Here is a 23,302-nt window from a genome sequence, read left to right as displayed (position 1 = left end):
GAAGGAGCGAAGGATGAAGGTCGCAGTGATGGGTGCCGGCGCGGTCGGCTGCTACTACGGAGGCATGCTGGCCCGCGCGGGCCATTCGGTGGTGCTGATCGGCCGGCCGACTCATGTGGAGGCGGTGCGCGCCAAGGGCCTGCGCATGCAGACCACGCGCTTCGACGAGCAGGTGCCGCTGCAGGCCGCGACCGGGCCTGAGGCCGTGGATGGTGCCGACCTGGTGCTCTTCTGCGTCAAGTCGCCCGACACCGAGGCCGCGGGCGAACAGATGCGCCCGCACCTGCCGCCCGGCGCGCTGGTGCTGAGCCTGCAGAACGGCGTGGACAACGCAGAGCGCCTGCAGGCGGTGCTGCCGCAGCAGACGGTGGTGCCGGCCGTGGTCTACGTCGCCACCGAGATGGAAGGACCCGGCCATCTGCGCCACCACGGCCGCGGCGAGCTGGTGATCGGCCCGTCGGCGCGCAGTGCCGACGTCGCGGCCCTGCTGGAGGCCGCCGGCGTGCCCACCGAGGTGTCGGCGCAGGCCATCGGCGCGCTGTGGGCCAAGCTGATCCTCAATGCCGCCTACAACGCGCTGTCGGCCATCACGCGCCAGCCCTACGGCGTGCTCTACCCCGCGCCGGGCATCCTGCCGACGCTGCGTGCCATCGCCGACGAATGCCTGGCGGTGGCCCGCGCCGATGGCGTGCAGGTGCCGGGCGATCCGTATGCGGCGGTGGACGCCATCGCGGCCACCATGCCGGCGCAGTTCTCCTCCACCGCGCAGGACCTGATGCGCGGCAAGCCCACCGAGATCGACCACATCAACGGCTACGTGGTGCGCCGCGGCGATGCACTGGGCGTGCCGGTGCCGCTGAACCGCCTGCTGCACAGCCTGGTGAAGCTGCTCGAAGCGAAACCAGCGGCACGATGAACCGCAACCTCTGGCTGCTGACGGCCCTGCAGGGGCTGTTCCTCACCAACAACGTGACCTTCATCGCCATCAACGGCCTGGTGGGGCTGGCCCTGGCGCCCTACGGCTGGATGGCGACCCTGCCGGTGATGGGCTATGTGGTGGGCGGCGCATTGTTCACCGCACCGGTGGCCTGGGTGCAGGGGCGCTTCGGGCGCAAGACGGGCTTCTTGCTCGGCCTGCTCGTGGCGCTGGGCTCGGCCCTGCTGTGCGCCTTCGCGGCCTTCACGCGCCAGTTCTGGCTGCTTTGCGTCGCCACGCTGCTGGCGGGCTACTACTCGGCCAACGGCCAGCTCTACCGCTTCACTTCGGCTGAGCTGTGCGCGCCGGCGATGCGCAGCAAGGCGGTGTCGTACGTGATGGCAGGCGGGCTCATCGGCGCCGTCGTGGGGCCCAACCTGGCGGCCCGCACGCGCGACCTCACGGCCGCACCCTTCGTGGGCGCCTACCTGGCGCTGGCGATCGTCGCGCTGCTGGCCTTGGGCCTGCTCGCCCTGATGCGCTTTCCGCCGCCCGTGGCCGCCTCGTCGGCCTCGGCCGGCCGCAGCGTGGTGCAGTTGCTGCGGCAACCGCCCTTCCTGGTCGCGGCGCTGGGCGGCGCGCTGGCCTACGGCGTGATGAACCTGCTGATGGCGGCCACGCCGCTGGCCATGCAGCAATGCGGCCTGCCCTTCTCGGACGCGGCCTTCGTGCTGGAGTGGCATGTGATCGGCATGTTCGCGCCCGGCTTCTTCACCGGCCACCTGATCCAGCGCTTCGGCACGCTGCCGATCATGGGCACAGGGGTGCTGCTGAACATGCTGTGCGTGGCCATTGCGCTGTCGGGCGTAGAGCTGCACCACTTCGCCATCGCGCTCTTCCTGCTGGGCGTCGGCTGGAACTTCCTGTTCACCGGCAGCACCACGCTTTCGCTGCAGTCGCACACGCCGCAAGAGCGCAACCGGGCCCAGGGCGCGATGAACTTCCTGCAGTTCGCCGTGCTGGCGGGCACCTCGTTCGCCTCGGGTGCGCTGGTCACCACACGCGGGTGGACGCTGCTGAACCTGGGCTCGCTGTTGCCGCTGGGCCTGATCGCCGCGGCGCTGCTGTGGCTGGGGCTGCGTCCGGCTCAACCTTCCGGCAGTGCGGCGAACCAGTCGCGGTAGGGCGTGTTGCGGGCCATGCGGCGGTTGAAGTCGGGCGCGCCGTCGGTCCACCACACGGGCCCGCGCTCGCCCAGGGCGCGCTTGGCCTGGTCGACCCGCTCGCGCGCGGCCTGGCGTTCGGCTTCGGAGCAGCGGCCGCGCAAGGCGCGGCGGGCGTCCATCAGTTGGCGCACCAGGGCGTCGCGTTCCTCTTGCGGCAGGCCTGGATTGGCCTTGCGCCACAGCCGGCCGCGCACGACGAAGTAGCGGCCGTCGGGCGTGGTGGGATGGCCGCCGGTGTCTGCACCAGCGGCGGCGGCCGAGCTCGTGCGGCCCAGCCGGATCGGGCCGCGCAACGCCGCTTCGGCCGACAGGGCCTGGCCATGCTGGCGGATCTCCAGATCGCCCTGCCTCGCCATCTCGATGGCAACGGCCCGCACCTGGGGCATGAGCGGTCGCCAATCGTCGGCCGACAGTGCACGGGCCACCTCCGAGGGGCAGACCGTCGCCTCGGCCGAACGTTGCGCCAGCAGGTCGGCGATGGCGAGGCGGACGGTGGCGTCGGTCGGGCGCATGGCAGGCATCGTCACACAGGCGGCCCTGCCGCGGTGTCGGTGCGAGCCGGGTGCAGGTCCAGCTTCTGCCACGCCGCCATCACCTCGATCTGCTTGCGCAGCCAGTCTTCGGGCGCCGCGCTGGTCCCCCAATGGTGCAGGCGCCCGACGGCCTCGCCCAGGTTCCAGAGATGGCGCAGCTGGATGAACAGCGGCAGGGCTGCCAGGTCCGCGTCGGTGACCACGCCGCCGGCAGCGCGGTAGCCAGCCAGGTAGTGCGCCCAGCGCTCTTGCAGCGTGTCCTCCGTTTCGCGCAGTCCCTTGCGGAACAGGTAGGACCAGGGCATCACGCCCAGGTCGTAGGCCAGGAAGCCCGGGCCGGCATCGTCGAAGTCGAAGAAGACGGCGCGCTTGCCACCCGCGTCGTCGGCCACCACATGGTTGTTGAAGCCATGGGTGTCGCCATGGCACAGCACCCGGGTCAGCATGGGCTCGGCCGCGGCCAGTTCGTCCAGCAGGGCGTCGATCAGCGATTCGTAGCTGGCGAGCACGCGGGCGTCGAGGCCCGGGTAGGCCCGCAGCCACGCCAGCGTCCGGCCGGCCATGCCGTGGCCATCGAGTGGGTAGAGGCTGGGCGGCCCGGCGTAGTCGCGCGCCGCGGCATGCAGGCGGGCCAGCGCCTCGCCGGTCGCGGCGAACTCGTCCAGGGCGTCCGGCACTGCACCATCGACGTGGTGGAAGAGTGCCAGCGCGCGCTCGCCTTCGGGACATTGCAGGCGCACATGCGAGCTGCCCGCCGCCGTGTCGACGGAAGCAGCCACGCCCACACCGCGGCCTTGCAGATGCGCGAGCAGTGCGGTCTCGAACTCGACGTTGAACGGGCCCCGTGGGCGGAGGGTGTAGAGCCGCGCCACATGCCGGGCGCCGCCTGCCACCCGCAGGGCGTAGTTGTCGTTGAGCCCGCGGCGGATCAGCGCGCAGTGTTCGACGGCCAGCCCGTAGTGCCGCTGCACCCACGCCGCCACGGAGCGCGCGGCGACCGTGGTGTGGGTGGGGACGAGCTCGGGATCGCACAGGTCGGATGGGGCCATGGTTCGCTTTCTGCCGCCCATGCCGTCGCGCGCCGGATGCGCGGGGGTCGGCACGGGGCGCGGAGTCTAAGGGGCGTTGGCTTCGGCGATGCCAAAGGCCGGCCCCCCAATGGCACGTCCCGCGGCCTCGCGCCGTCTCGCCGTCAGACCGCGGCCGGCTCGGCCACCCGAGTCGCCGCCGCGGGTGCTGGCCCAACGTACACCGACTGCGGCCGGATCAGCCGCCCGCGCTGCACCTGCTCACGCGCATGCGCCACCCAGCCGCCGACCCGGCCGGCCGCGAAGACGGCGGTGAAGGCCTCGCGCGGCAGGCCCACGGCTTCGAGCAGCAGGGCGGTGTAGAACTCGACATTGGTCTCCAGCACGCGGCCCGGCTTGCGGGCTTGCAGCGAGGCGAGGGCGGTGCGCTCCACGGCCTCGGCGAGCGCGACACGGCCGGCTTCCACACCGCCGGCCTGGGCCAGTTGGCGCAGCGCCTTCTTCAGCGCATCGGCGCGCGGATCGCGCACCCGGTAGATGCGGTGGCCGAAGCCCATCAGCCGCTCGCCGCGATCCAACGCCGCCTCCAGCCAGTGCGCAGCTGCATCGGCATGGCCGATGGCATCGAGCATGTCCAGCACCGGCCCCGGCGCGCCGCCATGCAGCGGGCCCTTCAGCGCGCTCAGGCCCGCGAGCACGGCCGAGGCGAGGCCCGCGCCGGTGGACGCGACCACGCGCGCCGCGAAGGTGGAGGCGTTCAGGCCGTGGTCGGCCACCGTGACCAGGTAGGCGTCGAGCGCCGCCGCCTGGGCCCACGTGGCCGGCCGGCCAGACACCATGCGCAGGAAGTCGGCCGCATGGGAAGCCTCGGGCTCGGGCACAAGGGCCGGCTCGCCCGCCTTCCAGCGCAGCACCGCAGCCGTGAAGACCACGGGCGCAGCCACAAGGCGCAGGGCGGTGGGCAGATCGTCGCCGTCGGGCACGCGGGCGAGCAGGGCACGCATTGCCTCCAGCGGCGTCAGGGCCGACAGCATGGCGTGATCGTCCGCGCGCAGAAGGGCCGCGACGTCGGTGCGCGCACGGCCCAACGCAAGGGCCAACTCGGGCGCTGAAGGCAGCTGCGCGAAGAAGTCCTGCCAGAGCAGCGCCAGCATGTCCTCGTAGCGCCAGCGGCCAGCGATGTCGTCCAGCGCATGGCCGCGCAGCACCAGCCGGCCCGCAGCGCCGTCCACCTCGGACAGCACCGTGTGGGCCGCCACCACGCCCTCGAGCCCGTTGTTGTCGTCGTCCGTCATGTCGCAGCCTTTCGTGTGTCGTTGGGGATGCGAGGCATTGTGGAAACCGCACAATGTTGACGTCAATCTTGATTCATTCCATCAACATGACCGCTGCCGAGAAGCTTCCACTGTGGCTGCCTGCCGCCGATGCCCTGGCCTTGCTGAAAGTGCGTCCGCAGACGCTCTATGCCAACGTGAGCCGCGGGCGCATCCGCACGCGGGCTGACACGGCAGACCCGCGGCGCAGCCTCTACCACCGCGACGACGTGCAACGCCTGGCCGCGCGCCGCCAGGGCCGGCGCAGCGACGCGGTGCTGGCGGGAGAGGCCATCCAGTGGGGCGAACCGGTGCTGGCCTCGGGCATCTCGACGGTGGTGGCCGGGCGGCTCTACTACCGCGGGCAGGATGCCTGTGCGCTGGCAGAAGAGGGCACGCTGGAGCAGGTCTCCGCGCTGCTGTGGGACGGGCCCGCGCATCCCTTTGCCTCGCCGGGAGGGACAGGCGCACCGGCTTCGTCCACCGCCCCACTCGCGGCCGCGATGACGGCGCTGGCGGCGCGTGCCGCGGCCGATCCGCCCGCGCGAGGCAGGGGCCGCCCCGCGCTGCTCCAGGAAGCCGCGGGGCTCATGGGCCTGCTGGCCGATGCACTGGCCGGCCCGTCACGCGGCGAGCGCGTGCACGAGCGCCTGGCCGCCGCCTGGCGCCGGCCGAAGGCGGCCGACCTGATCCGGCGCGCGCTGGTGCTGCTGGCCGACCACGAACTCAATGCCTCCACCTTCGCGGCGCGGGTCACGGCCTCCACCGGCGCCTCGCTGGCCGCCAGCGTGCTGAGCGGGCTGGCGGCACTGAACGGCCCTTTGCACGGCGGCGCGGCCCGCGCCACGCTGGGCCTGATCCGCGCGGCCGAGCGCGAGGGCGTGGACGCGGCGATGCATGAATGGCTGTCGCTGGGTCGGCGGCTGCCGGCCTTCGGCCATCCGCTCTATCCGCAGGGCGATGTGCGGTGCCAGGCGCTGCTCGCCCACGTCGACCTGCCTGCGCCCTATGCCGAGCTGCGGGAGGCGGGCGAGCGTCTGATGGGCGAGAAGGCCAACGTGGACTTCGCGCTCGCCGCCCTCACCACCGCGCACCGGCTGCCGGCGCATGCCCCGCTGGTGCTGTTCGCCCTGGCACGTGCCGTGGGCTGGATCGCCCATGCACTGGAGCAGCAGGCCACGGGCACGCTGATCCGGCCGCGTGCGCGCTACACCGGGCCGGCGCCAAGCGGCCTCGTGACGGCCGCGCGAGACGCCGGTGCCTAAGGACGATGCTCAGGCAGAGCGCCGCTTCATGCGCTGCGCGGTGGCGACCACCACTTGGCGCAGTGCCTGCACGGTCGGATGGGCATCGAGGTCCTCGAGCGTGAAGAAGCTCACCGGCGGCAGATTCCAGTTCAGGCGGTAGGGTAGCGCCGCCCAGCCGCTGCCACGCTCCATCTCCTCCATCACGTCGCGCGCGAAGATGGTCACGGCATTGGGCTCCTGGCGCAGCACCGTCTCGATGCTGCGAAGCGACGTGGTCTCCAGAATCGGCAGGGGCGGCTGCACGCCGGCCCCGACGAAGACCGCGTTGTAGGTCCGGCGCATGGGCGTGTTCGGTGGCGGGAGGATCCAGTCGAGCTTCGCGAGCCGCGCCCAGTCGAGCGGCCCGCGTGAGAGCCGCTTCACGTTGGGCGCGCCCACGACCAGGCAGGGCTCCTGCTCGTAGATGGCCTGCTGTACGAGCCCGCCTGCATCGCCGTCGTAGGAACGGCCGATGGCGCAGTCGATCTCGCGTGCCAGCACGTTCGCCACCAGTTCGTCGGTGGTGCCTTCGCGCACCACCACCGAGATGCGCGGCGTGCGGTCGAGCAGATGTGTCAGCGCCGCGGACATGAGCTGCTGCGGCACCTGCTGCGTCAGGCCCAGCCGCAGGCGGCCGCTGCGGCCCGCCCCGATCGAGGTCAGCACGCGGGTCGTGGCCTCCAGCTCCGCCAGCCATCGGCGTGCGTAGTGCAGCACCGCATCGCCGGCCGGTGTCGGCACCAGCCCGCGGCTGCTGCGCACGAACAGCGCGTTTCCGAAGATGTCCTCGATCTCGTGCAGCGCCTTGGTGATCGCCGGCTGGCTCAGCTGCATCTCGGCGGCAACCCGGCCGAGAGACCGGTGGTGATCGATGGTCTGCAGCAGCGCCAGTTGCCGCAGCTTCAGGCGCGACAGCAGGGCATGGTGCAGCTCGGTGGCGGGATCTCTCGCATTCGGCATAGCCATAACTTGAGGGTTATCGGTCCATCAGAATTTATTTCATTTTGGTGAATTCGTGGTCCTAGACTTTTTTGCATGCAAGCGCAAAGAACGACCGCTCCCTCTGCCGTCACGGCTGAATTTCTCGACATGCTGGCGTGTGCCGCCCACGCGCCGCAGGCGCTGGCGCTGATCGATGCCTGCCGCGACCGGATTGCCGGAGGGGGCATCTTCAGCATCCAGCAGAACGTGACATGCGCGGACGACGCCCCCGGCCAAGTGCTGCTGCGCCGCTTCTACTCGTCCGCGTCAGGCACCTTTCCGGTCAATGGCGCCAAGCGCAAGACCCTGACGCGCTGGACCCACCGCCTGTTCGTCGAGGGCCGCCCCTTCATCGGTGAGGGCGAGGCTGAGCTGGCCGAACACTTTGACGACTTCGAGCAGATGCGGGCTTTCGGCCTGCGCAGCGTGGTCAACGTGCCTCTCATGCAGGGGCCGCTCTGCTACGCGACGTTCAACGTCTTCGGCACCGCTGCGCGGTGGCGACCGGAGCAGGTGTTGGCATTCCGTCTGCTGGCGCTGGCGGCCGCGCGGTGGGTGCCCGTCGCACCCGCACTGAGTTACCACTTCGGACAGACCACCGAACCGGCCGCCGCCGCCATCGGTGCCTGAGCACGAGACAGCCCAAGGAGCCGCCGCATGCCCGTCCACGCATTGCACCACTTCACCATCCGCTGCACGCCCGACGAACTGCCGCCGCTGGTGGACTTCTACACCCGCGTCATGCGGCTGGTTGTGGGCGCGCGGCCCGACATCCCGGCGCCCGGCGCATGGCTCTATGCAGATGGGCAGCCCATCGTCCATCTCTACGCTCATCTGGCGAGCGCCGACGCCCCTGCCCTGCCGGCCACCGGCCATGTGGACCACATCTCCTTTCGTGCACGCGGCCTGGCGGAGATGCGCGCACACCTTTGCGCATCGGGCATCGACTTCACCGAAGCGCCGATTCCTGGCTGGGCCATCCACCAGCTCTTTCTCCATGATCCGCGCGGCCTGCGCATCGAGATGACCTTCTGGATGGACCAGGAAGAGGGAGCGACGGCATGACCCGCTTCGTCCAGGCCGGCGAGACGCGCATCGCTTGCGATGTCGAGGGCAAAGGCGACGCGCTGCTGCTCATGCACGGCGCCGAGGCATCGAGGCAGATGTTCAGCGCGCTGGTGCCACTGCTCGCGCCGCACTTCACCGTGATCGCGTACGACCAGCGCGACTGCGGCGAGACCGAGGCGCCGGAGCGGCCTGCCACCCTGGCCGACCTGGCCGGCGATGCGCAGCAGCTCCTCCAGGCGTTGGGCTTCCGGCGCGCCCATGTGTTCGGATCGTCCTTCGGTGGCCGTGTGGCGCAGGCGCTCGCGCTGCTGCATCCACGCACGGTCGACCACCTCGTTCTCGGCAGCACCTGGCCGCTGCCGCGCCCCTACGAGGAGCTGTGTCCCGATGCGCCCCAGCTGGCCAATCTGCGCGCCGGTCTGCCTTCCACGGCGGAGGAACTGGCCACCTGGTTCTTTCCCGAGGACTTCCTGCGCACGCGCCCGGAGCTGCGCCGCCTGTTCGCCGGCGCGCTGCCGGCCTCGGCCCGCTCGGCGCGGCGCGGCGCCACGGTGCGGACCACGCTCGAGCGGGGGGTGGCCGACATCGTCGCGCCAACGCTGGTGCTCGCCGGCGAACTCGACCGCGTGGTGCCGCCCGGCGTCACCCTGTCCATGGCTGGGCGCATCCGGAACGCGGACACCGTGTTGCTGCCCGGCGTGGGCCATGTCACGGCACTGCAGGCACCGCAGGTGCTGGCCCAGCACATCGTTCGTTTCCTCCACCCTGAAGGAGCCAAGGCATGAGCACGAACCCCGAACGGGCCCGCGGACGCCCCGACTACATCCGCATCGAGGGCCTTTCCAAGCATTTCGGCGACGGCAGCGATGGCGTGCTGGCGCTGAAGGACGTCGACTGCAGCATCGAGCAGGGCAGCTTCGTCACGATCGTGGGGCCGAGCGGCTGCGGCAAGAGCACGCTGCTTCGCATCCTGGCCGGCCTGCTCGACTACGACATCGGGCGGGTCACCCTCGACGGACAACCCATCCACGGCACGCGGCGCGACGTCGGCGTGGTGTTCCAGAGTTCGATCCTGCTGCCCTGGCGCACCATCCTCGAGAACGTCATGCTGCCGGCCGAGGTGCTGGGCATTCCGTTCAAGCAGGCGCGCGACCGTGCGATGCAGCTTTTGGCCATGGTCCGGCTGGAGGGCTTCGAGCACAAGCTGCCACGCCAGCTCAGCGGCGGCATGCAGCAGCGCGCCTCGATCGCGCGGGCGCTGCTGCACGACCCCAAGATCCTGCTGATGGACGAGCCCTTCGGCGCCCTGGACGCCATGACGCGGGAGCGCATGAACCTGGAGCTGCAGCGCATCTGGATGGAGAGCGGCAAGACGGTCGTTCTCATCACGCACTCCATTCCCGAGGCGGTGTTCCTCGGGGATCGCGTCTTCGTGATGTCGCCGCGCCCCGGCACGCTGGAGCGCGTGCTGACGATCGACCTGCCACGCCCGCGCGCGATGGACGTGATGTCGCATCCCGATTTCGCCGCCGCGTCCGCCTCCATCCGCGAACGCTTCTCCCACGCTGCCTCCTTCGACTGACCGAGGACCCGCCATGAGCACCGCCATGCTGACCCAGGACGACGCAGGGACGCCCCCCGCGTCCGCCACCCCCAAGATGCCGCTACGCCCGGCGCCGCGCGTGCGACGCACCCGTCTGCTCGCCTCGACGCGCGTGCAGTCGATGCTCCTGCTCGTTGCCCTGCTGGGCGCATGGGAAGGCGCAGTCCGTCTGTTCAAGGTGCCCGTGCACCTGGTGCCGCCGGTCAGCAACATCGCTGTCGCCCTCTGGCGGGGGCTGGCCACCAGCCCGATGGCGAAGGACGGCTTCTGGTATCACGGCGGTGTGACCGTGGCCGAGATCCTGCTGGGCTTCCTCATCGGCAGCGGAGTCGGCCTGGCGATCGGCATCGTGGTGTCTCAGATGCCGAAGCTCGAGGCACTGCTGGAGCCCTACGTCGCAGCGCTGCAGAGCGTGCCCAAGGTGGCCATCGCACCGATCATCGTCGTGTGGCTGGGCTTCGGCATCGGCTCGAAGGTGATGATCATCTGCCTGCTCACCTTCTTTCCGGTGCTGGTGACCAGCATCGCCGGCTTCAAGGCCGTGGATGCGGACCGCATCGACCTGCTGCGCTCCCTGTCGGCCACGCGTTGGCAGATCTTCCGCAAGGCCAAGTTCCCGAGCGCACTGCCCTATATCTTCGCCGGCCTCAACATGGCCGCGGCCTTCAGCGTGGTGGGGGCCGTGGTGGGCGAGTTCGTCGGCGCGCAGGCAGGGCTGGGCGTGCTGATCCTGCAGATGGAGGCCCAGGCCGACACGGGCGGCAGCTTCGCGGTCTGCGTGGTGCTGTCGGTGATCGGCATCGTGATGACCGACGTGTTGCGACGCGTCCAGCGCCGCGTGCTGCACTGGATGCCCACCGATACCTCGCAGCGCACGGTCAGCGTCTGACCGTTGCGCCCAACCGCTTGCCATTTCATGAAGGAACGCGTCATGTTGAATCGTCGTGATTTCGGCCTGGGCCTGGCTGCCCTGGGCATTAGCGGGGGCCTGCCGGCCATCGCGCAGAACGTGCGGGTGATGAGGCTGGCCAACACGGCCGCCGTCAACGACCCGCAGCAATGCTTCGTCACTGCGGGACAGCACCCGCGGCTCAACTTCTACAAGCCCAACGGCGTCGATCCCGAGTACGTCAACATGTCGAGCATGACGCAGGCACTGCAGAGCCTGCGCGCCGGGCATGTGGAGTTCGGACCCGCGGTCCCCGGCATCCTGCTGCCGGCCATGGCCAAGGACCCGTCGCTGGACTTGGTGAGCGTCTACAAGTGGCTGCCGGGCAATGCCAACACGGTCGTGGTCAAGCCGACGAGCCCCATCAAGTCCGTGGCCGACCTGGCCGGCAAGCGCATCGGTGTGCGCAGCCAGGGCGACAGTGGCGTGGTCGTCCTCAAGGCCATGCTGGCCGAGCTGGGCCTGAAGGACGACAAATGCGAATACATCGCCATCGGCGATGGCGCGCCGGCTGGCGCAGCGATCGACGCAGACCGGGTGGATGCGATGGTGGCCTTCGACACCGCGACCGCCCGCATCGAACTCGTCGGCACCCCGCTGCGCTACGTGCCACTGACCCCGAAATTCGCACAGCTGGGCTCGGGCTGGCTGTGCGTGCCCCGCAAGCTGCTCAAGGAGGACCGCAAATCCCTGGTGGCATTGTTCCAGGGCATCGCGAAGTCGACGATCTTCTCCAACGCCAATCTCGATGCCGCCATCGACCTGCACTGGGCGGTGTATCCCGAGAGCAAGCCCAAGAGCCGCAGCCTGGACGAGGCACGCAAGGAGCTGAACTTCATCCTGAAGGACCGCAAGAACAGCTGGATGCGGCGCCCCGCTGACCCCGACCAGCGCATGGGCGCCTCGTCGCTGGCAGAGTGGAAGGCCAACGTCGACCTGGCAGCCGAGAGCAGCAGGAACCCGCGCCTTGCCGAGGAACTCGGCGACCCGAACCGCCTGTTCACCAACGAGCTGATCGACGACATCAATGCCTTCGACAAGCAGGCGGTGGTCGGCATGGCCAAGTCCTTCAAGCTCTAGCCCCCGAGGAGCCCCACCATGGACGTTCTCGTTTCAGGTGCCAGCATGGCCGGACTGTCGGCCGCATATTGGTTCGCGCAACTGGGCCATCGGGTCCTCGTGGTCGAACGCGCCGGGGGTCTGCGTCCTGGAGGCGCACCCATCGACGTGCGTGGAAAGGCGCTGGGCACGGCGCAGCGCATGGGCATCCTGGCCGCCATCCAGGCGCAGAAGGTGAGCGTCGTCGAGCCGGGCCGGGTGCTCGACGGCACAGGGCAACAGGTGGCGACGCTCGATCTGCGCTGGTTCGCCAACGAGACCGACGAGGATGTCGAGATCACGCGCGACCGCCTCAACCGCATCCTGCTCGATGCAGTGCCTGAGGACGTGGAGTTCCGCTTCAAGGTCTCCATCGCGTCGCTGGCGGATGGCCCGCATGGGGTGGATGTCGCATTCAGCGATGGCAACCACGGTCGCTACGACCTGGTGGTAGGCGCCGACGGCCTCCACTCCAATGTGCGGCGGCTCGCCTTCGGCCCGGAGAAGGACTACGTCCGCCACTTCGGCCACTACGTTGCCTTGGTGGACCTGCCACCTGATCGGGACTGGGAGCGCGCCATGCTCAACGTGCCGGGTCTCATGATCGCGGTGCGTGACGCGGGCGACGGCCCGCAGGCCATGATGGTGGCCGCCAGTGCGCCGATCGATTACGACTGGCGCGACCTCGACGCGCAGCGGCATCTGATCGCACGATTCACGGCCGCTGTGGATGCGTGGCAGGTGCCAGCCTTGCGCGCCGCGTTCGTAGACCCCTCGGCGCAAGGCTTCTACTTCGACTCGGTCAGCCAGACGCATATGCCGAGCTGGACGCAAGGCAATGTCGCCGTGATCGGCGATGCCGGGCATTGCGCGGCGCTTCTCTCGGGGATGGGCACCACGCTGGCGATGGTGTCTGCCGAACTTCTTGCCACCATTTGGACCGCCCATGGAGGAGACATGACGGCCGCTTCGCCGGCTTACCATGCTCAGCTTCGCCCCTATGTGCAGCAGTGCCAGGCCTTCGCCCACCATGGCGCGCCGATCATGGTGCCGCCTACCCAGGAAGCGTTGGATCAGCGAAACGCCGAGTTCCGGGCGTACGCCGCCCGCGCAGCAACTGCCGCGGCCTGAGGCCTGTGATCGCCTGAGATGCGCAGCAAGATGGGCGGCGGCCTTTGCACGGCAGTCGCTCAGCCCACCTGGCCCGCCATCTCCATCAGCATGTCCACGACCCGCCGCACCGGTCCGCCCGCGGGCTCCTGCGTGCGATGGCCGATCACCAGCTGACGCACCAGCCGCGGGCTGAGCGGCAGCACCCGCACGCGCGAGCCGGCGGCCTCCTCATGGCTGGCCCGCAGCGGCAGCAGGGCGGCGCCGTAGCCGGCCTCGACGAGGCCGCGCATGGCCACGTCGTAGTTGTGCTCGATGCGGGCCCGCGGCGAGAAGCCGGCTCGGCCGAACCATTCGAGCGTGAGCGTCTGCATGCGCGTGCCGGGCTCGTTCATGATGAGCGGCCGCTGCGCCAGCCAGGCCGGCGTGGCGCGCTTGGGCAAGGCCGGCCAGGCAGCCGGCACCAGCGCCCGCATCTCATGCCGCAACCAGGGCGTGAAGCGCACGCCGGGCAGGGCCGGTTGGGGCAGGGCGACGACCGCGAGGTCCACTGATCCACCGACCAGCCCGGTCGCCGAGTCGGCCGAGCCCACGAACACGGGCGACAGCTCGATGCCCGGGTAGCGGGCGGCCAGCGCCTCGAAGACCGGCGGCAGGAGGTCGACCACCACGCTGGTGGTGGAGACGCCGATGCGCACGCGCCCCTCCAGGCCCGCATGCCGACGGCGGGCCGCATCCATGGCTTCGTCGGCATCGCGCAACAGGCGACGGCCACGCTCGACCAGCTCGGCCCCGGCTGGCGTGGGCTGCACATGCCGCGGCGAGCGCAGCAGCAGCGGCACGCCCAGCCGCGACTCCAGCTCGCTCACATGGAGGCTGACGGTGGGCTGGGCCAGGTGCAGGGCCTGAGCGGCGGCCGAGAAGCTGCCCAGGTCGGCGATGGCGACCAGGGTGCGCACCTGGTCGAGGTTCAGTTGGCGCATCAGGCATTCTGATCGCAGCCCTCAGAACTCTCAACTTCTCCGATGCTGCGCCGCAGCGCATGATCACGGCTCCTTCACCACTTCGTGCCAGAAACACACGCCAGGAGCCGATCATGAACACCCTCGTGCTGCAACCCGCCACCGCCTGCCCGAGCGCCGCCACCCCCCGTCGCGCCATCGTGCCGGGTGCCGTGCCGCGCGAGGCCATGGTCGAGGCCGCTGCGAATCCGGCCCGCGCCGGCCTGCTGCAGCGTCTGCGCGATGCAGCAGCGCAGCAGCGCGTTCGCCGCATCCAGGCGCGCCGCCTGCGGGAAGAGGGCGCGCTGCTGATGGCCATGGGCCAGCACGAGCTCAACGACCTGGGCGTGGGCCGCTGCGAACTGCTCGGCCATCTGGGCCGCTGAGGCGGGGCCTCAGGGCCGCTGCGTGGTGGCGATCAGCCGCGCATCGCGCAGCGCCGCCGTACGGTGATGCACGATGGCCCGGTACTCGGGCGACTGGATCATGGCGGCGAAGGCGTCGCGCGTGGGGTACTCCACCAGCAGCACTTCGTCCCAGGCCTCGCCGGGCGGCGCCACCAGCGCATGGCGCGCATCGCCGACCCAGCGCACCTGCCCGCCGACCTTCGCCAGCAGCGGCGCCACCGCCTCGCTGTAGGTGGCGTAGGCGGCGCGGCCCGAGCGCACCGGCGCGCCCGGTGCATCGGCGGCCTGCGCGCGGAAGGCCAGCAGGTTGAGCATGAGCACCGGGGTGCCCGCCGGCACCTGGTCGAACAACTGCTTGAAGCTGTCGCGCGTCGGATCGATGGCGACGCGGTCGGAAGGCAGCGACATGGACATTCAGGTCTCCGTTCAAGGTGCGTCCACGCAGGGCCGTGGATGGGCGCTCGCCCATGTTGACCGGCCCACGCGCCCGGCGCTGTTGCGCCGGTGACAGCGCGGGCGGCGCGGCATCGACACAAACGCCGATGGCCTTGTCGCGCGAAGGTGGGCTCAGGCCGGCCGTCCCGCGCCCGCCCAGCGGGCCACGATGCGCGCCGCTTCGGCAATCACGGCCTCGTCGGCCGGTGCATCGGCCTTCGGCCGCGTCGTGTAGATGGCCAGCGTCAGCGGTGCCCTGCCCGGACGCCACACGACGCCGATGTCGCTGGCCGAGCCGTGGGCGCCGGTGCCCGTCTTGTCACCCACGGTCCAGGCCGCCGGCACGCCCGCGCGGATGCGCCGCGCGCCCGTGGTGTTGCCACGCAGCCAGTCGCCCAGCTGCTGCCGCTCGCGCGGCGGCAGGCCCTCGCCCACCACCAGCCGCTGCAGCAGCCGGGCCATGGCCTCGGGCGTGGTGGTGTCGCGCTCGTCGCCCGGAATGGCGCTGTTGAGTGCAGGCTCGATGCGGTCGAGCCGGAAGCTGTCGTCGCCCTGGCTGCGCGCGAAGGCCGTGAGTGCCTGCGGGCCGCCGCTCTGGGCCATCAGCAGGTTGGCGGCGCCGTTGTCGCTGTACTGCACGGTGGCGGCGCAGAGTTCGGCCACCGTCATGCCCTCGCCCACATGGCGCTCGGTGACGGGCGAATAGCTGACCAGGTCGGCCTTGGCATAGCGCACGCGGTGGGACAGCCAGTCCGGCTGCCGACGGCTGCGGTCCAGCATGGACGCTGCCAGTACCGCCTTGAAGCTGCTGCACATGGGAAAGCGTTCGCCCGCACGATGGCTCAGCGTGGCGCCGGAGCCGGTGTCGAGCGCAAACACGCCAAGCCGGCCATCGAAGCCTTCGTCCAGGGCTTTCAGCGCGGCCTGCGCCTCGCGGTCGGCGGGCGCGGCGGCGGTGGCGCATGCGGTCGTGGCCAGCACCAGCGGCGCGGCGGCGAGGGCGGACAAGAGGCGACGGCGCTGCGCGAGTTCGAGAGAAGCAGCCGGGTGGCGGAAGGTCATGGAGATCCTGTGGACAGATGATGGGAGCGGGAAGGCCGCCCACAATGCGGGGCAGGCGGTCAAGGGCAAGGGCGTCGCGACGAGCCCGCATCGTAGGAAGGCCCGCCCCAGCCACCAAGCCCGCGGGCCCGCCCGCGCCGCACTGCTGTCACACCTGTCACATCGCCGTCTTCCCATGCCATTGCCCTCCATCGACATCGAACTCAGCTCACCCCAGTCGGTGGACGGACGGCCGGCGGCCTATCAGTCACTGTGGCTGCTGGTGCGGCTGCACCATGCGCAGCGAATTGGCGACGTGGTGGCGCTCGATGCCCTGCGCGGGCAGGTGTCGTCGGCGCGAACGCTGCGCATGGTGGTCAGCCGCGCCTTCCGTGACTTCAAGGCCTGGGGCCTGCGCGTGGGCTGGGGCCCGGACACGGCGCGCGACCCGCGCTTCCTCAATGCCGAGGGCCGCAGCCAGGGCCCGTTCTGGCTGCCCGCCGCCGAGGCGCGGCGCCTGCGTCTGCGCGTCGACGGGCAGGCAGCCCGGCCGGCCGATGTGGCTGCGTACCTGGGTCTTTCCGCATCGCCACGGCGCGCTCGTACCAGCGCCGCAGAAGCACAGGCCAGCGCGGTGCAACTGCAGGACGCCCGCTTCTGGCACCAGCTCGCCGCCGCGCAGCAGGCCATGCGGCAGGGCCGCTGGGCCGCTCCGGTGCAAGGCCAGCGCGATGCCAAGGCGCCCACCAGCGCGCTGGCCGCCATGCGCCAGGCGGCCGACCTGGCCCAGGACGACTACCAGCGCGCGCTGGTCACGCTCAACGAGGCGCTGCTCTGGCGCCGCCTGGGCGACGACGCACAGGCCCGCAAGCGCCTGGCCGCCCTGCAACGCCAGCGCCTGGCCCGCCAGGTGGCAAGCCACGACTACCTGGGCGCGATGGCCGCCATCGTGGGCGCGTGGTGCAGCTACACCGCCCGCGATCTGCCGCAGGCCCAGACCCAGCTGGCCGCCATGACGCGCGATGCGCAGCAGGCGCCACTGCTGCGCCACCATCCGCAGGTGCGCTTCGAGTGGAGCAACCTGTGGGCGCTCGCCTGCCGCTCGCGTGCGCTGGGCCTGGCCACCACGGACGCCGCCACCGCCACACTGCAAGCCGACGAGGCCATGGCCCACTTCGGCCGCGCGCTGGCCGCGGCCTTCGAATCGCATGCCTTCGACGCCGCCCAGCACGTGGCCGCCAACATGGGCATGGCCGTGTGGCTGTTCGACCGCGTGGGCCTGGGCGTGCAGGCGGCGGCGCAGGCACGCGGTGCGCAGGCGCGCCGGCACGCGGTGCAGTGGATCGCCTTCAGCGAATGGCTGTGTAGCCTGGCCGATGGACAGGGCCGCTCGGCCTGGAACGCCATCTACCTGATGCGCATCGCCCGCGGCGACTGCCAGCCGCGCCCCAGCCTGCCACTGGCCGAGTTCGCCGCCCTGCGGCCGCTCACGCCCCGCGCCCTGGCCGAGGAGAGCGCAGAGGACCGCCTCGCGCCAGGCCTGGATGGCCCCGCCGCGCGCGGCGGCTGGGCCGGTGTGGCCGCGCAGCATCTGGCCGATCACGATGCGGGCCAGCGCCGCTACCCCGGCCTGCAGCTGGCCGGCCTGCTGTTCGAGCAGGCCTGGTTCGCCGCCCACGGCCGCGACCTGCGCACCGCAGCCGCGGCCCTGGCCCGGCTGCGCACCGTGCTGCCGCAGCTGGTGGCCAGCGACCGCGCCTACTTTCGCGACGTCTGGAACGACGCGCTGCCCGCCGAGCTGCTGGCGCTGGAGCCGCCACCACGGCGTGCCGTCCGACGCGCGGCAATGGGATGATCGGCCGGCCCACGCCCTTCGAGACATCTCCACCTCCCCCCAGGACCCGAGCCCCATGAGCCCCGCCATCCTTTACGCCCTGCTTCTTCTGCTGCATGTGCTCGCCGCCACCTTCTGGGTGGGTGGCATGGCCACGCTGCACCTCGCCGTGCGGCCGGCTGCCGCCGCGCTGCTGGCCCCGCCGCAGCGACTGCCGCTGATGGCCGCCGTGTTGCGGCGCTTCCTGATCGGCGTGGATATCGCGATCGCCACGCTGTGGCTCAGCGGCTTCGCGATGCTGGGGCAGATGGGCGGCTTCGCGAACGCCCACTGGCGGGTGCATGCGATGGCCGGGTTGGCGGCGGTGATGACGCTCATCTACATCACCATCCGCGCCAGCGCCTTTCCGGCACTTCGCCGCGCGGTGGCTGCCCACCAGTGGCCCGAGGCCGGCGCGGCGCTCAACCGCATCCGGCTGCGCGTGTCGGTCAACCTGGTGCTGGGCGTGCTGGTCTTCGTGGTCGCGCTGCTGGGTCGCGCTGGATGAGGGCGCATTCGCACGCGCATCCCGCTCGATGCGGCGGACTGGGCCGGTGAGCGGGGCGGTCCCCGGCGCGCGCCTGTCGGGCACGCTGCGCGGCATCGTCGCCATGCTGGCGGCATGCGCCGCCTTTGGCGTGGTGGACGCCATGCTCAAGGTGCTGGGCGGCCACTTCGCGCCGGCACAGGTGGTGGCGCTGCGGGGCTGGAGCTCGCTGCCGATGATCGCGCTGTACATCCTGTGGCGACGCGAGGGTGGGCAGGTGTTCCACCGCGGCATGCGCTGGCACCTGCATCTGATGCGAGGCGTGCTCAGCGTGTTGATGCTGGTGCTGTACACCTCCGGCCTGCGCACCATGGGGCTGGGCGAGGCCTACACGCTGAGCTTCGTCGCGCCGCTGCTCATCAGCCTGCTGGCCGTGCCGCTGCTGGGCGAGCGAATCCAGCCGCGGCACTGGGTGGCCATCGTGGTGGGCTTCGGCGGCGTGGTGGTGGCGCTTCGGCCGGACGGCGACGCCTTCCTCACGACCGGCGCCTTGGCGGTGCTGGGCGCCGCCGTCTGCTATGCGCTGAGCAATGTGCTGGGCCGATTGGCCAGCCGCACGGAGCCGAGCAGCGCGCTGGTGTTCTGGACCACCGTGAGCCTGGCCGTGGGCGGCGGCGCGTTGGCCCTGCCCGTGTGGACGCCCGTGTCGGCCCAGCATGTGCCGGCCATTGCGACGCTGGCCGTCGCGGGCTTCCTGGCGCAGCTCGCCATCTCGGAAGCCTTCCGCCACGGCCAGGCCGCCGCCGTCGCCCCCTTCGAATACAGCGCCCTGGCCTGGGGCCTGCTGCTGGACTGGCTGATCTGGCGCGCCACGCCCGATGCCTGGACGCTGGCGGGCAGCGCCATCATCATCGCCAGCGGTCTGTACCTGGTGCGGCGCGAGGCGCCGGGCGCGGCGGGCTGAGCCGACTCCGCCTCAGTCCCCGAGCAGCCGACGCTGCCCGCCTTCGAACCAATCGGTCTCGAATCCATCTGCCAGTAGCACCGCTCTGGCCGTCGTCAGTCCTTGGTCATGCAGGCGTGCCAGGTGCTTGGCGGCAAGGTTGCGGTCTTCGGTCAGCAGATGCGTGATCGATTCGCACACCATCTGGCCGATCAGCTTGATGTCGTCCTTCACAGCGGCACGGTCGTCTTCGCGATCCCGCTGCAAAGAGCGCATGAGCTGTCCGGCCGTCATCGCATGGTCGATGTTGAACGGCAGTACCTGCAGATTTCGCAACGGCAGGTCCGTGACGGCCTGCTTGACCTGAAACTCCGATGCCACGATCGACGAGAGGTACAGCGGACACGCCCGCTGTAATGCCTCGCGAAAGTAAAGCACGGCGGTCTAGTGATGCGGCCTCCCAGGATCTGCCAATGTGATGAGGAAGCTCGTGTCCAGAAGAATGGAGATCAAGCCTTGTTCCCCCTCATGCCGTCTACCCAGCTCGATGCCGAGGGGATGTCCTTCCAGGCTTTGGCGCCGCGCTCGGTCAAACGTGCGAGGGACGCTTCGTCCAGTACGTTGTGGTGCTCCTCGAAGGCCAGCAGATGAACATCGCGGTATTCACGGGTGACCACGTTGTATTCCGCGACGATGCGCGCCATGGCCACCTTGTAGAGACGATTCACCTTGTCGCTGCGAAACACTTCGCGACTCGATTCGGCGATCAGCGTGCGGCCGTCGGGCAGCCGGATATGGGCATTGACGGTTCGTGTTCCGCCCATCTCCACGACCTCGCCTTGCAGATAGCGCTCAACGCGTACCCACTGATCGGCATCATCAGCACGAAAGTCAGTGGCTGCCGACACCACCAACGGTTGCGCCAGGGCGGGTGTGGCGATCGTGATCCATAACCTGCAATGGGAACGTGCCATCTTCTGCCATCGCTCAACCACTTTGCGGCGACGGGGATCGATGCCGTCCAGCAGGGAGGACGTACTCAGCCGCCGCAGATCCGCGAACAGCCCGGTATGCGCAATCGGCTCGGTGCGGATGCCGATCGAACCATGGACCACGGACACGTCGAGCGCCGAGGTGTCGACCTCACCCGATTCGCCCTTCAGAAAGTCATCGACGTCTTTGGTGAAGTTCCGCAGGACGGCCATCGGCACTCGCTCGGGCGAGATCTGGTAGCCCTCCGACTCATCGTGCAGGCTGAGGCTGACCGGTTGCATGTCCATCGTGCGATTCTAGGTAGCGACCCGTCGCCGCAGCGCCCTGAAGGACAGATATGTCTGTGGCCTACACCACCGCTTCCGCCCTGAAGCGCGCGATCTCCTCAGCCGAAAAACCCAGTTCGGCCAGCACCTCGTCCGTGTGCTGCCCCAGCGCCGGGGGCGCGCGGCGCAGCACCGGCGGCGTGGCGGTCAGCCGCAGCGGACTGGCCACGCCGGTGATGGCTTCGATGCCGTCGCCCGCATCGCGCGGCAGCGTGACGGCCAGGCCGCGCGCCTGGACCTGCGCGTCGCCGAAGGCCTGGCCGATGTCGTTGATGGGGCCGCAGGGCACGGCCTTGTCTTCGAGCAGGGTCACCCATTGCGCCGTGGTGCGGGTGCGGGTGACGGCCTCCATCAGCGCGATCAACTCGGCGCGGTGCTTCACGCGCAGCGTGTTGCTCGCAAAGCGTTCGTCGGCCGCCCATCCGGCATGGCCGGCCGCCTCGCAGAAGCGCGCGAACTGGCCGTTGTTGCCGATGGCCAGCAGCATCGACCCATCCTGCGTCGCGATGTCCTGGTAGGGCGCGAGGCTGGGGTGCGTGTTGCCCTGGCGCTGCGGCGGCTTGCCGGTGTTGAGGAAGGCGGTGGCCTGGTTGGCCAGGATGGCCATGGACACATCCAGCAGCGCCATGTCGATGTGCTGACCTTCGCCGCTGGCCTCGCGCGCACGCAGCGCGGCCAGGATGGCGGTGGAGGCATAGCAGCCGGTGAACAGGTCGATCAGCGCCACACCCACCCGCAGCGGGCCGCCGCCGGGCTCGGCATCGGGCCGACCGGTGATGCTCATCATGCCGCTCATGGCCTGGATCATCAGGTCGTAGCCGGCGCGCTCGGCATAGGGGCCGTCGTGGCCGAAGCCGGTCACGCTGCAGTACACCAGCCGCGGGTTGAGGGCGCGCAGGCTGGCGTAGTCCAGCCCGTACTGGGCCAGGCCGCCGGTCTTGAAGTTCTCGACCACCACGTCGGCCTCGGCCGCCATGCGGCGCAGGATCTGCTGGCCCTCGGCCGAGGCCATATCCACCGTCATGCTGCGCTTGTTGCGGTTGCAGGCGGTGAAGTAGGTGGACTGCGTGGTGTCCTGGCCTTCGGCGTCCTTGAGGAAGGGCGGGCCCCAGCTGCGGGTGTCGTCGCCCACGCCGGGCCGCTCGATCTTGACCACGTCCGCCCCCAGGTCCGCCAGGATCTGGGTGCACCAGGGGCCCGCGAGCACGCGGGACAGGTCGAGGACCTTGATGCCGTCGAGGGCGGCTGGATGAGAAGGATCTGTCATGGGCATCGAAGCGTGCGAGGAATGTATCGGCCAAGGCAAGCGCAGCGAAGCCCGTTCGCGGGCACCCCCGGAACCGGCTTTGCCGGGCCGCCGGGTGCGCCCCCTTCGCGCAGCAGAAGGGGGTTGGCGGAGCGCGAAGCGCGCAGCCTGGGGGTTGTCAGCTAAATGCCGCGATGCCGGTGATCGCGCGGCCGAGGATCAGCGCGTGCACGTCGTGCGTGCCCTCGTAGGTGTTGACCACCTCCAGATTCACCAGGTGGCGCGCCACGCCGAACTCGTCGCTGATGCCGTTGCCGCCCATCATGTCGCGCGCCAGGCGGGCGATGTCCAGCGACTTGCCGCAGTTGTTGCGCTTCATGATGGAGGTGATCTCGACCGCGGCGATGCCCTCGTCCTTCATGCGGCCCAGGCGCAGGCTGCCCTGCAGGCCCAGCGTGATCTCGGTCTGCATGTCGGCCAGCTTCTTCTGGATCAGCTGGTTGGCAGCGAGCGGGCGGCCGAACTGCTTGCGGTCCAGCACGTACTGGCGGGCGCGGTGGAAGCAGTCTTCCGCGGCGCCGATGGCGCCCCAGCTGATGCCGTAGCGGGCGCTGTTCAGGCAGGTGAAGGGGCCCTTCAGGCCCTGCACTTCGGGGAAGGCGTTCTCTTCGGGCACGAAGACGTCGTCCATGACGATCTCGCCGGTGATGGAGGCACGCAGGCCCACCTTGCCGTGGATAGCCGGGGCCGACAGGCCCTTCATGCCCTTCTCGAGCACAAAACCGCGGATCGGGCCGACGGCGCCGCCCTCGCTCACTTCCTTCGCCCAGACGACGAAGACGTCGGCCACGGGCGAGTTGGTGATCCACATCTTGTTGCCCTTGAGGCGATAACCACCGTCGGTCTTGTAGGCGCGGGTGGCCATGCTGCCCGGATCGGAGCCGTGGTCGGGCTCGGTCAGGCCGAAGCAGCCGATGAATTCGCCGCTGGCCAGCTTGGGCAGGTACTTCTGCTTCTGCGCCTCGGTGCCGAATTCGTAGATGGGCACCATCACCAGCGAGGACTGCACGCTGGCCATGGAGCGGTAGCCGGAATCGACACGCTCGACCTCGCGGGCGATCAGGCCGTAGCAGACGTAGTTGAGGCCGGGGCCGCCGTACTGCTCGGGGATGGTCGGGCCCAGCAGGCCCAGCTCGCCCATCTCGCGGAAGATCGACAGGTCGGTTTTCTCGCCGCGGAACATCTCCAGCACGCGCGGCGCCAGCTTGTCCTGGCAGTAGGCATTGGCCGCCTCGCGCACGGCGCGTTCGTCGTCGGTCAGTTGCTGGTCGAGGAGGAAGGGATCGTCCCAGTGGAAGGCGGCTTTGGTGGCCATGGTGTGCGGTCTCCGTGCGCGTGAGCGGCTGCAGGTTGCGGGGGATGCGCGGCATCGTACGCCC

25 protein-coding genes are annotated in these 23,302 nt (G+C 70.3%); 14 read left to right on the top strand and 11 right to left on the bottom strand.

Annotated features, from left to right (window positions below; genetic code table 11):
- The first annotated feature begins 13 nt into the window (after positions 1-13).
- Together DFR41_RS04075 and DFR41_RS04070 are read left to right on the top strand one after the other, a co-directional pair.
- Positions 14-916 (top strand): ketopantoate reductase family protein, encoded by a 903-nt coding sequence (locus tag DFR41_RS04075; RefSeq protein ID WP_114801773.1) that lies wholly within the window; start codon positions 14-16, stop codon positions 914-916.
- Positions 913-2,100, top strand: coding sequence for an MFS transporter (locus DFR41_RS04070; RefSeq protein ID WP_114801772.1), 1,188 nt, complete (start codon positions 913-915; stop codon positions 2,098-2,100). Before DFR41_RS04075 ends, DFR41_RS04070 begins: the two co-directional genes overlap by 4 nt.
- Here the strand turns inward: DFR41_RS04070 and DFR41_RS27855 are convergent.
- From DFR41_RS27855 to DFR41_RS04055, 3 genes are all read right to left on the bottom strand, one after another.
- A complete protein-coding gene (locus DFR41_RS27855) occupies positions 2,064-2,654 on the bottom strand; it encodes a DUF3253 domain-containing protein (RefSeq protein ID WP_211322547.1) in 591 nt (196 codons plus the stop codon). The two genes, DFR41_RS04070 and DFR41_RS27855, sit on opposite strands and share 37 nt — an antisense overlap.
- An 11-nt stretch (positions 2,655-2,665) precedes the next feature.
- Positions 2,666-3,724 (bottom strand): phosphotransferase enzyme family protein, encoded by a 1,059-nt coding sequence (locus DFR41_RS04060; protein WP_114801770.1) that lies wholly within the window; start codon positions 3,722-3,724, stop codon positions 2,666-2,668.
- 143 nt (positions 3,725-3,867) lie between these two features.
- Complete coding sequence (locus tag DFR41_RS04055) at positions 3,868-4,998, bottom strand: citrate synthase/methylcitrate synthase (protein WP_114801769.1); 1,131 nt, start codon at positions 4,996-4,998, stop codon at positions 3,868-3,870.
- A gap of 86 nt (positions 4,999-5,084) precedes the next feature.
- Between DFR41_RS04055 and DFR41_RS04050 the strand changes: the two genes are divergently transcribed.
- Complete coding sequence (locus tag DFR41_RS04050; RefSeq protein ID WP_244917638.1) at positions 5,085-6,281, top strand: citrate synthase; 1,197 nt, start codon at positions 5,085-5,087, stop codon at positions 6,279-6,281.
- A gap of 9 nt (positions 6,282-6,290) precedes the next feature.
- Here DFR41_RS04050 and DFR41_RS04045 read toward each other — a convergent pair whose 3' ends face one another.
- Positions 6,291-7,262, bottom strand: coding sequence for a LysR family transcriptional regulator (locus tag DFR41_RS04045; protein ID WP_017760923.1), 972 nt, complete (start codon positions 7,260-7,262; stop codon positions 6,291-6,293).
- A gap of 75 nt (positions 7,263-7,337) precedes the next feature.
- On the opposite strand from DFR41_RS04045, the gene DFR41_RS04040 reads away from it, so the two are divergent.
- Genes DFR41_RS04040 through DFR41_RS04010 form a run of 7 tightly spaced genes read left to right on the top strand, consistent with a single transcriptional unit; the run spans position 7,338 to position 13,132 of the window.
- Positions 7,338-7,913, top strand: coding sequence for a GAF domain-containing protein (locus DFR41_RS04040; protein ID WP_147284313.1), 576 nt, complete (start codon positions 7,338-7,340; stop codon positions 7,911-7,913).
- Positions 7,914-7,940: 27 nt separating this feature from the next.
- Complete coding sequence (locus DFR41_RS04035; protein ID WP_114801767.1) at positions 7,941-8,348, top strand: VOC family protein; 408 nt, start codon at positions 7,941-7,943, stop codon at positions 8,346-8,348.
- The gene (locus DFR41_RS04030; protein ID WP_114801766.1) at positions 8,345-9,136 is read left to right on the top strand and encodes an alpha/beta fold hydrolase; all 792 of its coding nucleotides are present in this window, start codon (positions 8,345-8,347) and stop codon (positions 9,134-9,136) included. The genes DFR41_RS04035 and DFR41_RS04030 overlap by 4 nt, the downstream gene beginning before the upstream one ends.
- Positions 9,133-9,933, top strand: a complete 801-nt coding sequence (locus tag DFR41_RS04025) for an ABC transporter ATP-binding protein (RefSeq protein ID WP_017761082.1) — start codon at positions 9,133-9,135, stop codon at positions 9,931-9,933. Before DFR41_RS04030 ends, DFR41_RS04025 begins: the two co-directional genes overlap by 4 nt.
- Positions 9,934-9,946: 13 nt before the next feature.
- Positions 9,947-10,843: an ABC transporter permease gene (locus DFR41_RS04020; protein ID WP_017761081.1), complete on the top strand. Its 897-nt coding sequence runs from the start codon at positions 9,947-9,949 to the stop codon at positions 10,841-10,843.
- A gap of 42 nt (positions 10,844-10,885) precedes the next feature.
- Positions 10,886-11,983, top strand: coding sequence for an ABC transporter substrate-binding protein (locus tag DFR41_RS04015; RefSeq protein ID WP_017761080.1), 1,098 nt, complete (start codon positions 10,886-10,888; stop codon positions 11,981-11,983).
- Positions 11,984-12,001: 18 nt separating this feature from the next.
- Positions 12,002-13,132: an FAD-dependent monooxygenase gene (locus DFR41_RS04010; RefSeq protein WP_043112440.1), complete on the top strand. Its 1,131-nt coding sequence runs from the start codon at positions 12,002-12,004 to the stop codon at positions 13,130-13,132.
- Positions 13,133-13,191: 59 nt separating this feature from the next.
- Here DFR41_RS04010 and DFR41_RS04005 read toward each other — a convergent pair whose 3' ends face one another.
- A complete protein-coding gene (locus tag DFR41_RS04005; RefSeq protein ID WP_114801765.1) occupies positions 13,192-14,094 on the bottom strand; it encodes a LysR family transcriptional regulator in 903 nt (300 codons plus the stop codon).
- 113 nt (positions 14,095-14,207) lie between these two features.
- Here DFR41_RS04005 and DFR41_RS04000 point away from each other — a divergent pair, with 113 nt between their 5' ends.
- Positions 14,208-14,498 (top strand): hypothetical protein, encoded by a 291-nt coding sequence (locus tag DFR41_RS04000; RefSeq protein ID WP_114801764.1) that lies wholly within the window; start codon positions 14,208-14,210, stop codon positions 14,496-14,498.
- Between the two features lie 9 nt (positions 14,499-14,507).
- On the opposite strand, the gene DFR41_RS03995 is transcribed toward DFR41_RS04000, so the two are convergent.
- A complete protein-coding gene (locus DFR41_RS03995; RefSeq protein ID WP_211322546.1) occupies positions 14,508-14,933 on the bottom strand; it encodes a DUF1330 domain-containing protein in 426 nt (141 codons plus the stop codon).
- 153 nt (positions 14,934-15,086) lie between these two features.
- Positions 15,087-16,016 (bottom strand): class A beta-lactamase, encoded by a 930-nt coding sequence (gene bla / locus DFR41_RS03990; RefSeq protein ID WP_114801763.1) that lies wholly within the window; start codon positions 16,014-16,016, stop codon positions 15,087-15,089.
- A gap of 175 nt (positions 16,017-16,191) precedes the next feature.
- Here bla and DFR41_RS03985 point away from each other — a divergent pair, with 175 nt between their 5' ends.
- From DFR41_RS03985 to DFR41_RS03975, 3 genes are read left to right on the top strand one after another with little or no spacing between them, the layout of a single operon-like run.
- Entirely contained in the window at positions 16,192-17,850 is a 1,659-nt protein-coding gene (locus DFR41_RS03985; RefSeq protein WP_114801762.1) for a hypothetical protein, read from the top strand.
- 55 nt (positions 17,851-17,905) lie between these two features.
- Complete coding sequence (locus DFR41_RS03980) at positions 17,906-18,376, top strand: CopD family protein (RefSeq protein ID WP_114801761.1); 471 nt, start codon at positions 17,906-17,908, stop codon at positions 18,374-18,376.
- A gap of 46 nt (positions 18,377-18,422) precedes the next feature.
- Positions 18,423-19,319 (top strand): DMT family transporter, encoded by an 897-nt coding sequence (locus tag DFR41_RS03975; protein ID WP_017758561.1) that lies wholly within the window; start codon positions 18,423-18,425, stop codon positions 19,317-19,319.
- Positions 19,320-19,331: 12 nt separating this feature from the next.
- Here DFR41_RS03975 and DFR41_RS03970 read toward each other — a convergent pair whose 3' ends face one another.
- The 4 genes from DFR41_RS03970 to DFR41_RS03955 form a co-directional block, all read right to left on the bottom strand.
- The gene (locus tag DFR41_RS03970; protein ID WP_147284312.1) at positions 19,332-19,736 is read right to left on the bottom strand and encodes a hypothetical protein; all 405 of its coding nucleotides are present in this window, start codon (positions 19,734-19,736) and stop codon (positions 19,332-19,334) included.
- A gap of 71 nt (positions 19,737-19,807) precedes the next feature.
- A complete protein-coding gene (locus DFR41_RS03965) occupies positions 19,808-20,578 on the bottom strand; it encodes a hypothetical protein (protein WP_114801759.1) in 771 nt (256 codons plus the stop codon).
- Between the two features lie 61 nt (positions 20,579-20,639).
- Entirely contained in the window at positions 20,640-21,884 is a 1,245-nt protein-coding gene (locus DFR41_RS03960) for a CaiB/BaiF CoA transferase family protein (RefSeq protein WP_114802175.1), read from the bottom strand.
- Between the two features lie 157 nt (positions 21,885-22,041).
- Positions 22,042-23,238: an acyl-CoA dehydrogenase gene (locus DFR41_RS03955; protein ID WP_017758300.1), complete on the bottom strand. Its 1,197-nt coding sequence runs from the start codon at positions 23,236-23,238 to the stop codon at positions 22,042-22,044.
- Positions 23,239-23,302: the final 64 nt, after the last annotated feature.

The organism is Pseudacidovorax intermedius (assembly GCF_003350475.1).
Classification (GTDB): Bacteria; Pseudomonadota; Gammaproteobacteria; order Burkholderiales; family Burkholderiaceae_C; genus Xenophilus; species Xenophilus intermedius.
The sequence above is the reverse complement of the archived record's forward strand: the minus strand, read 5'-3'. Positions and strand labels throughout refer to the sequence as shown.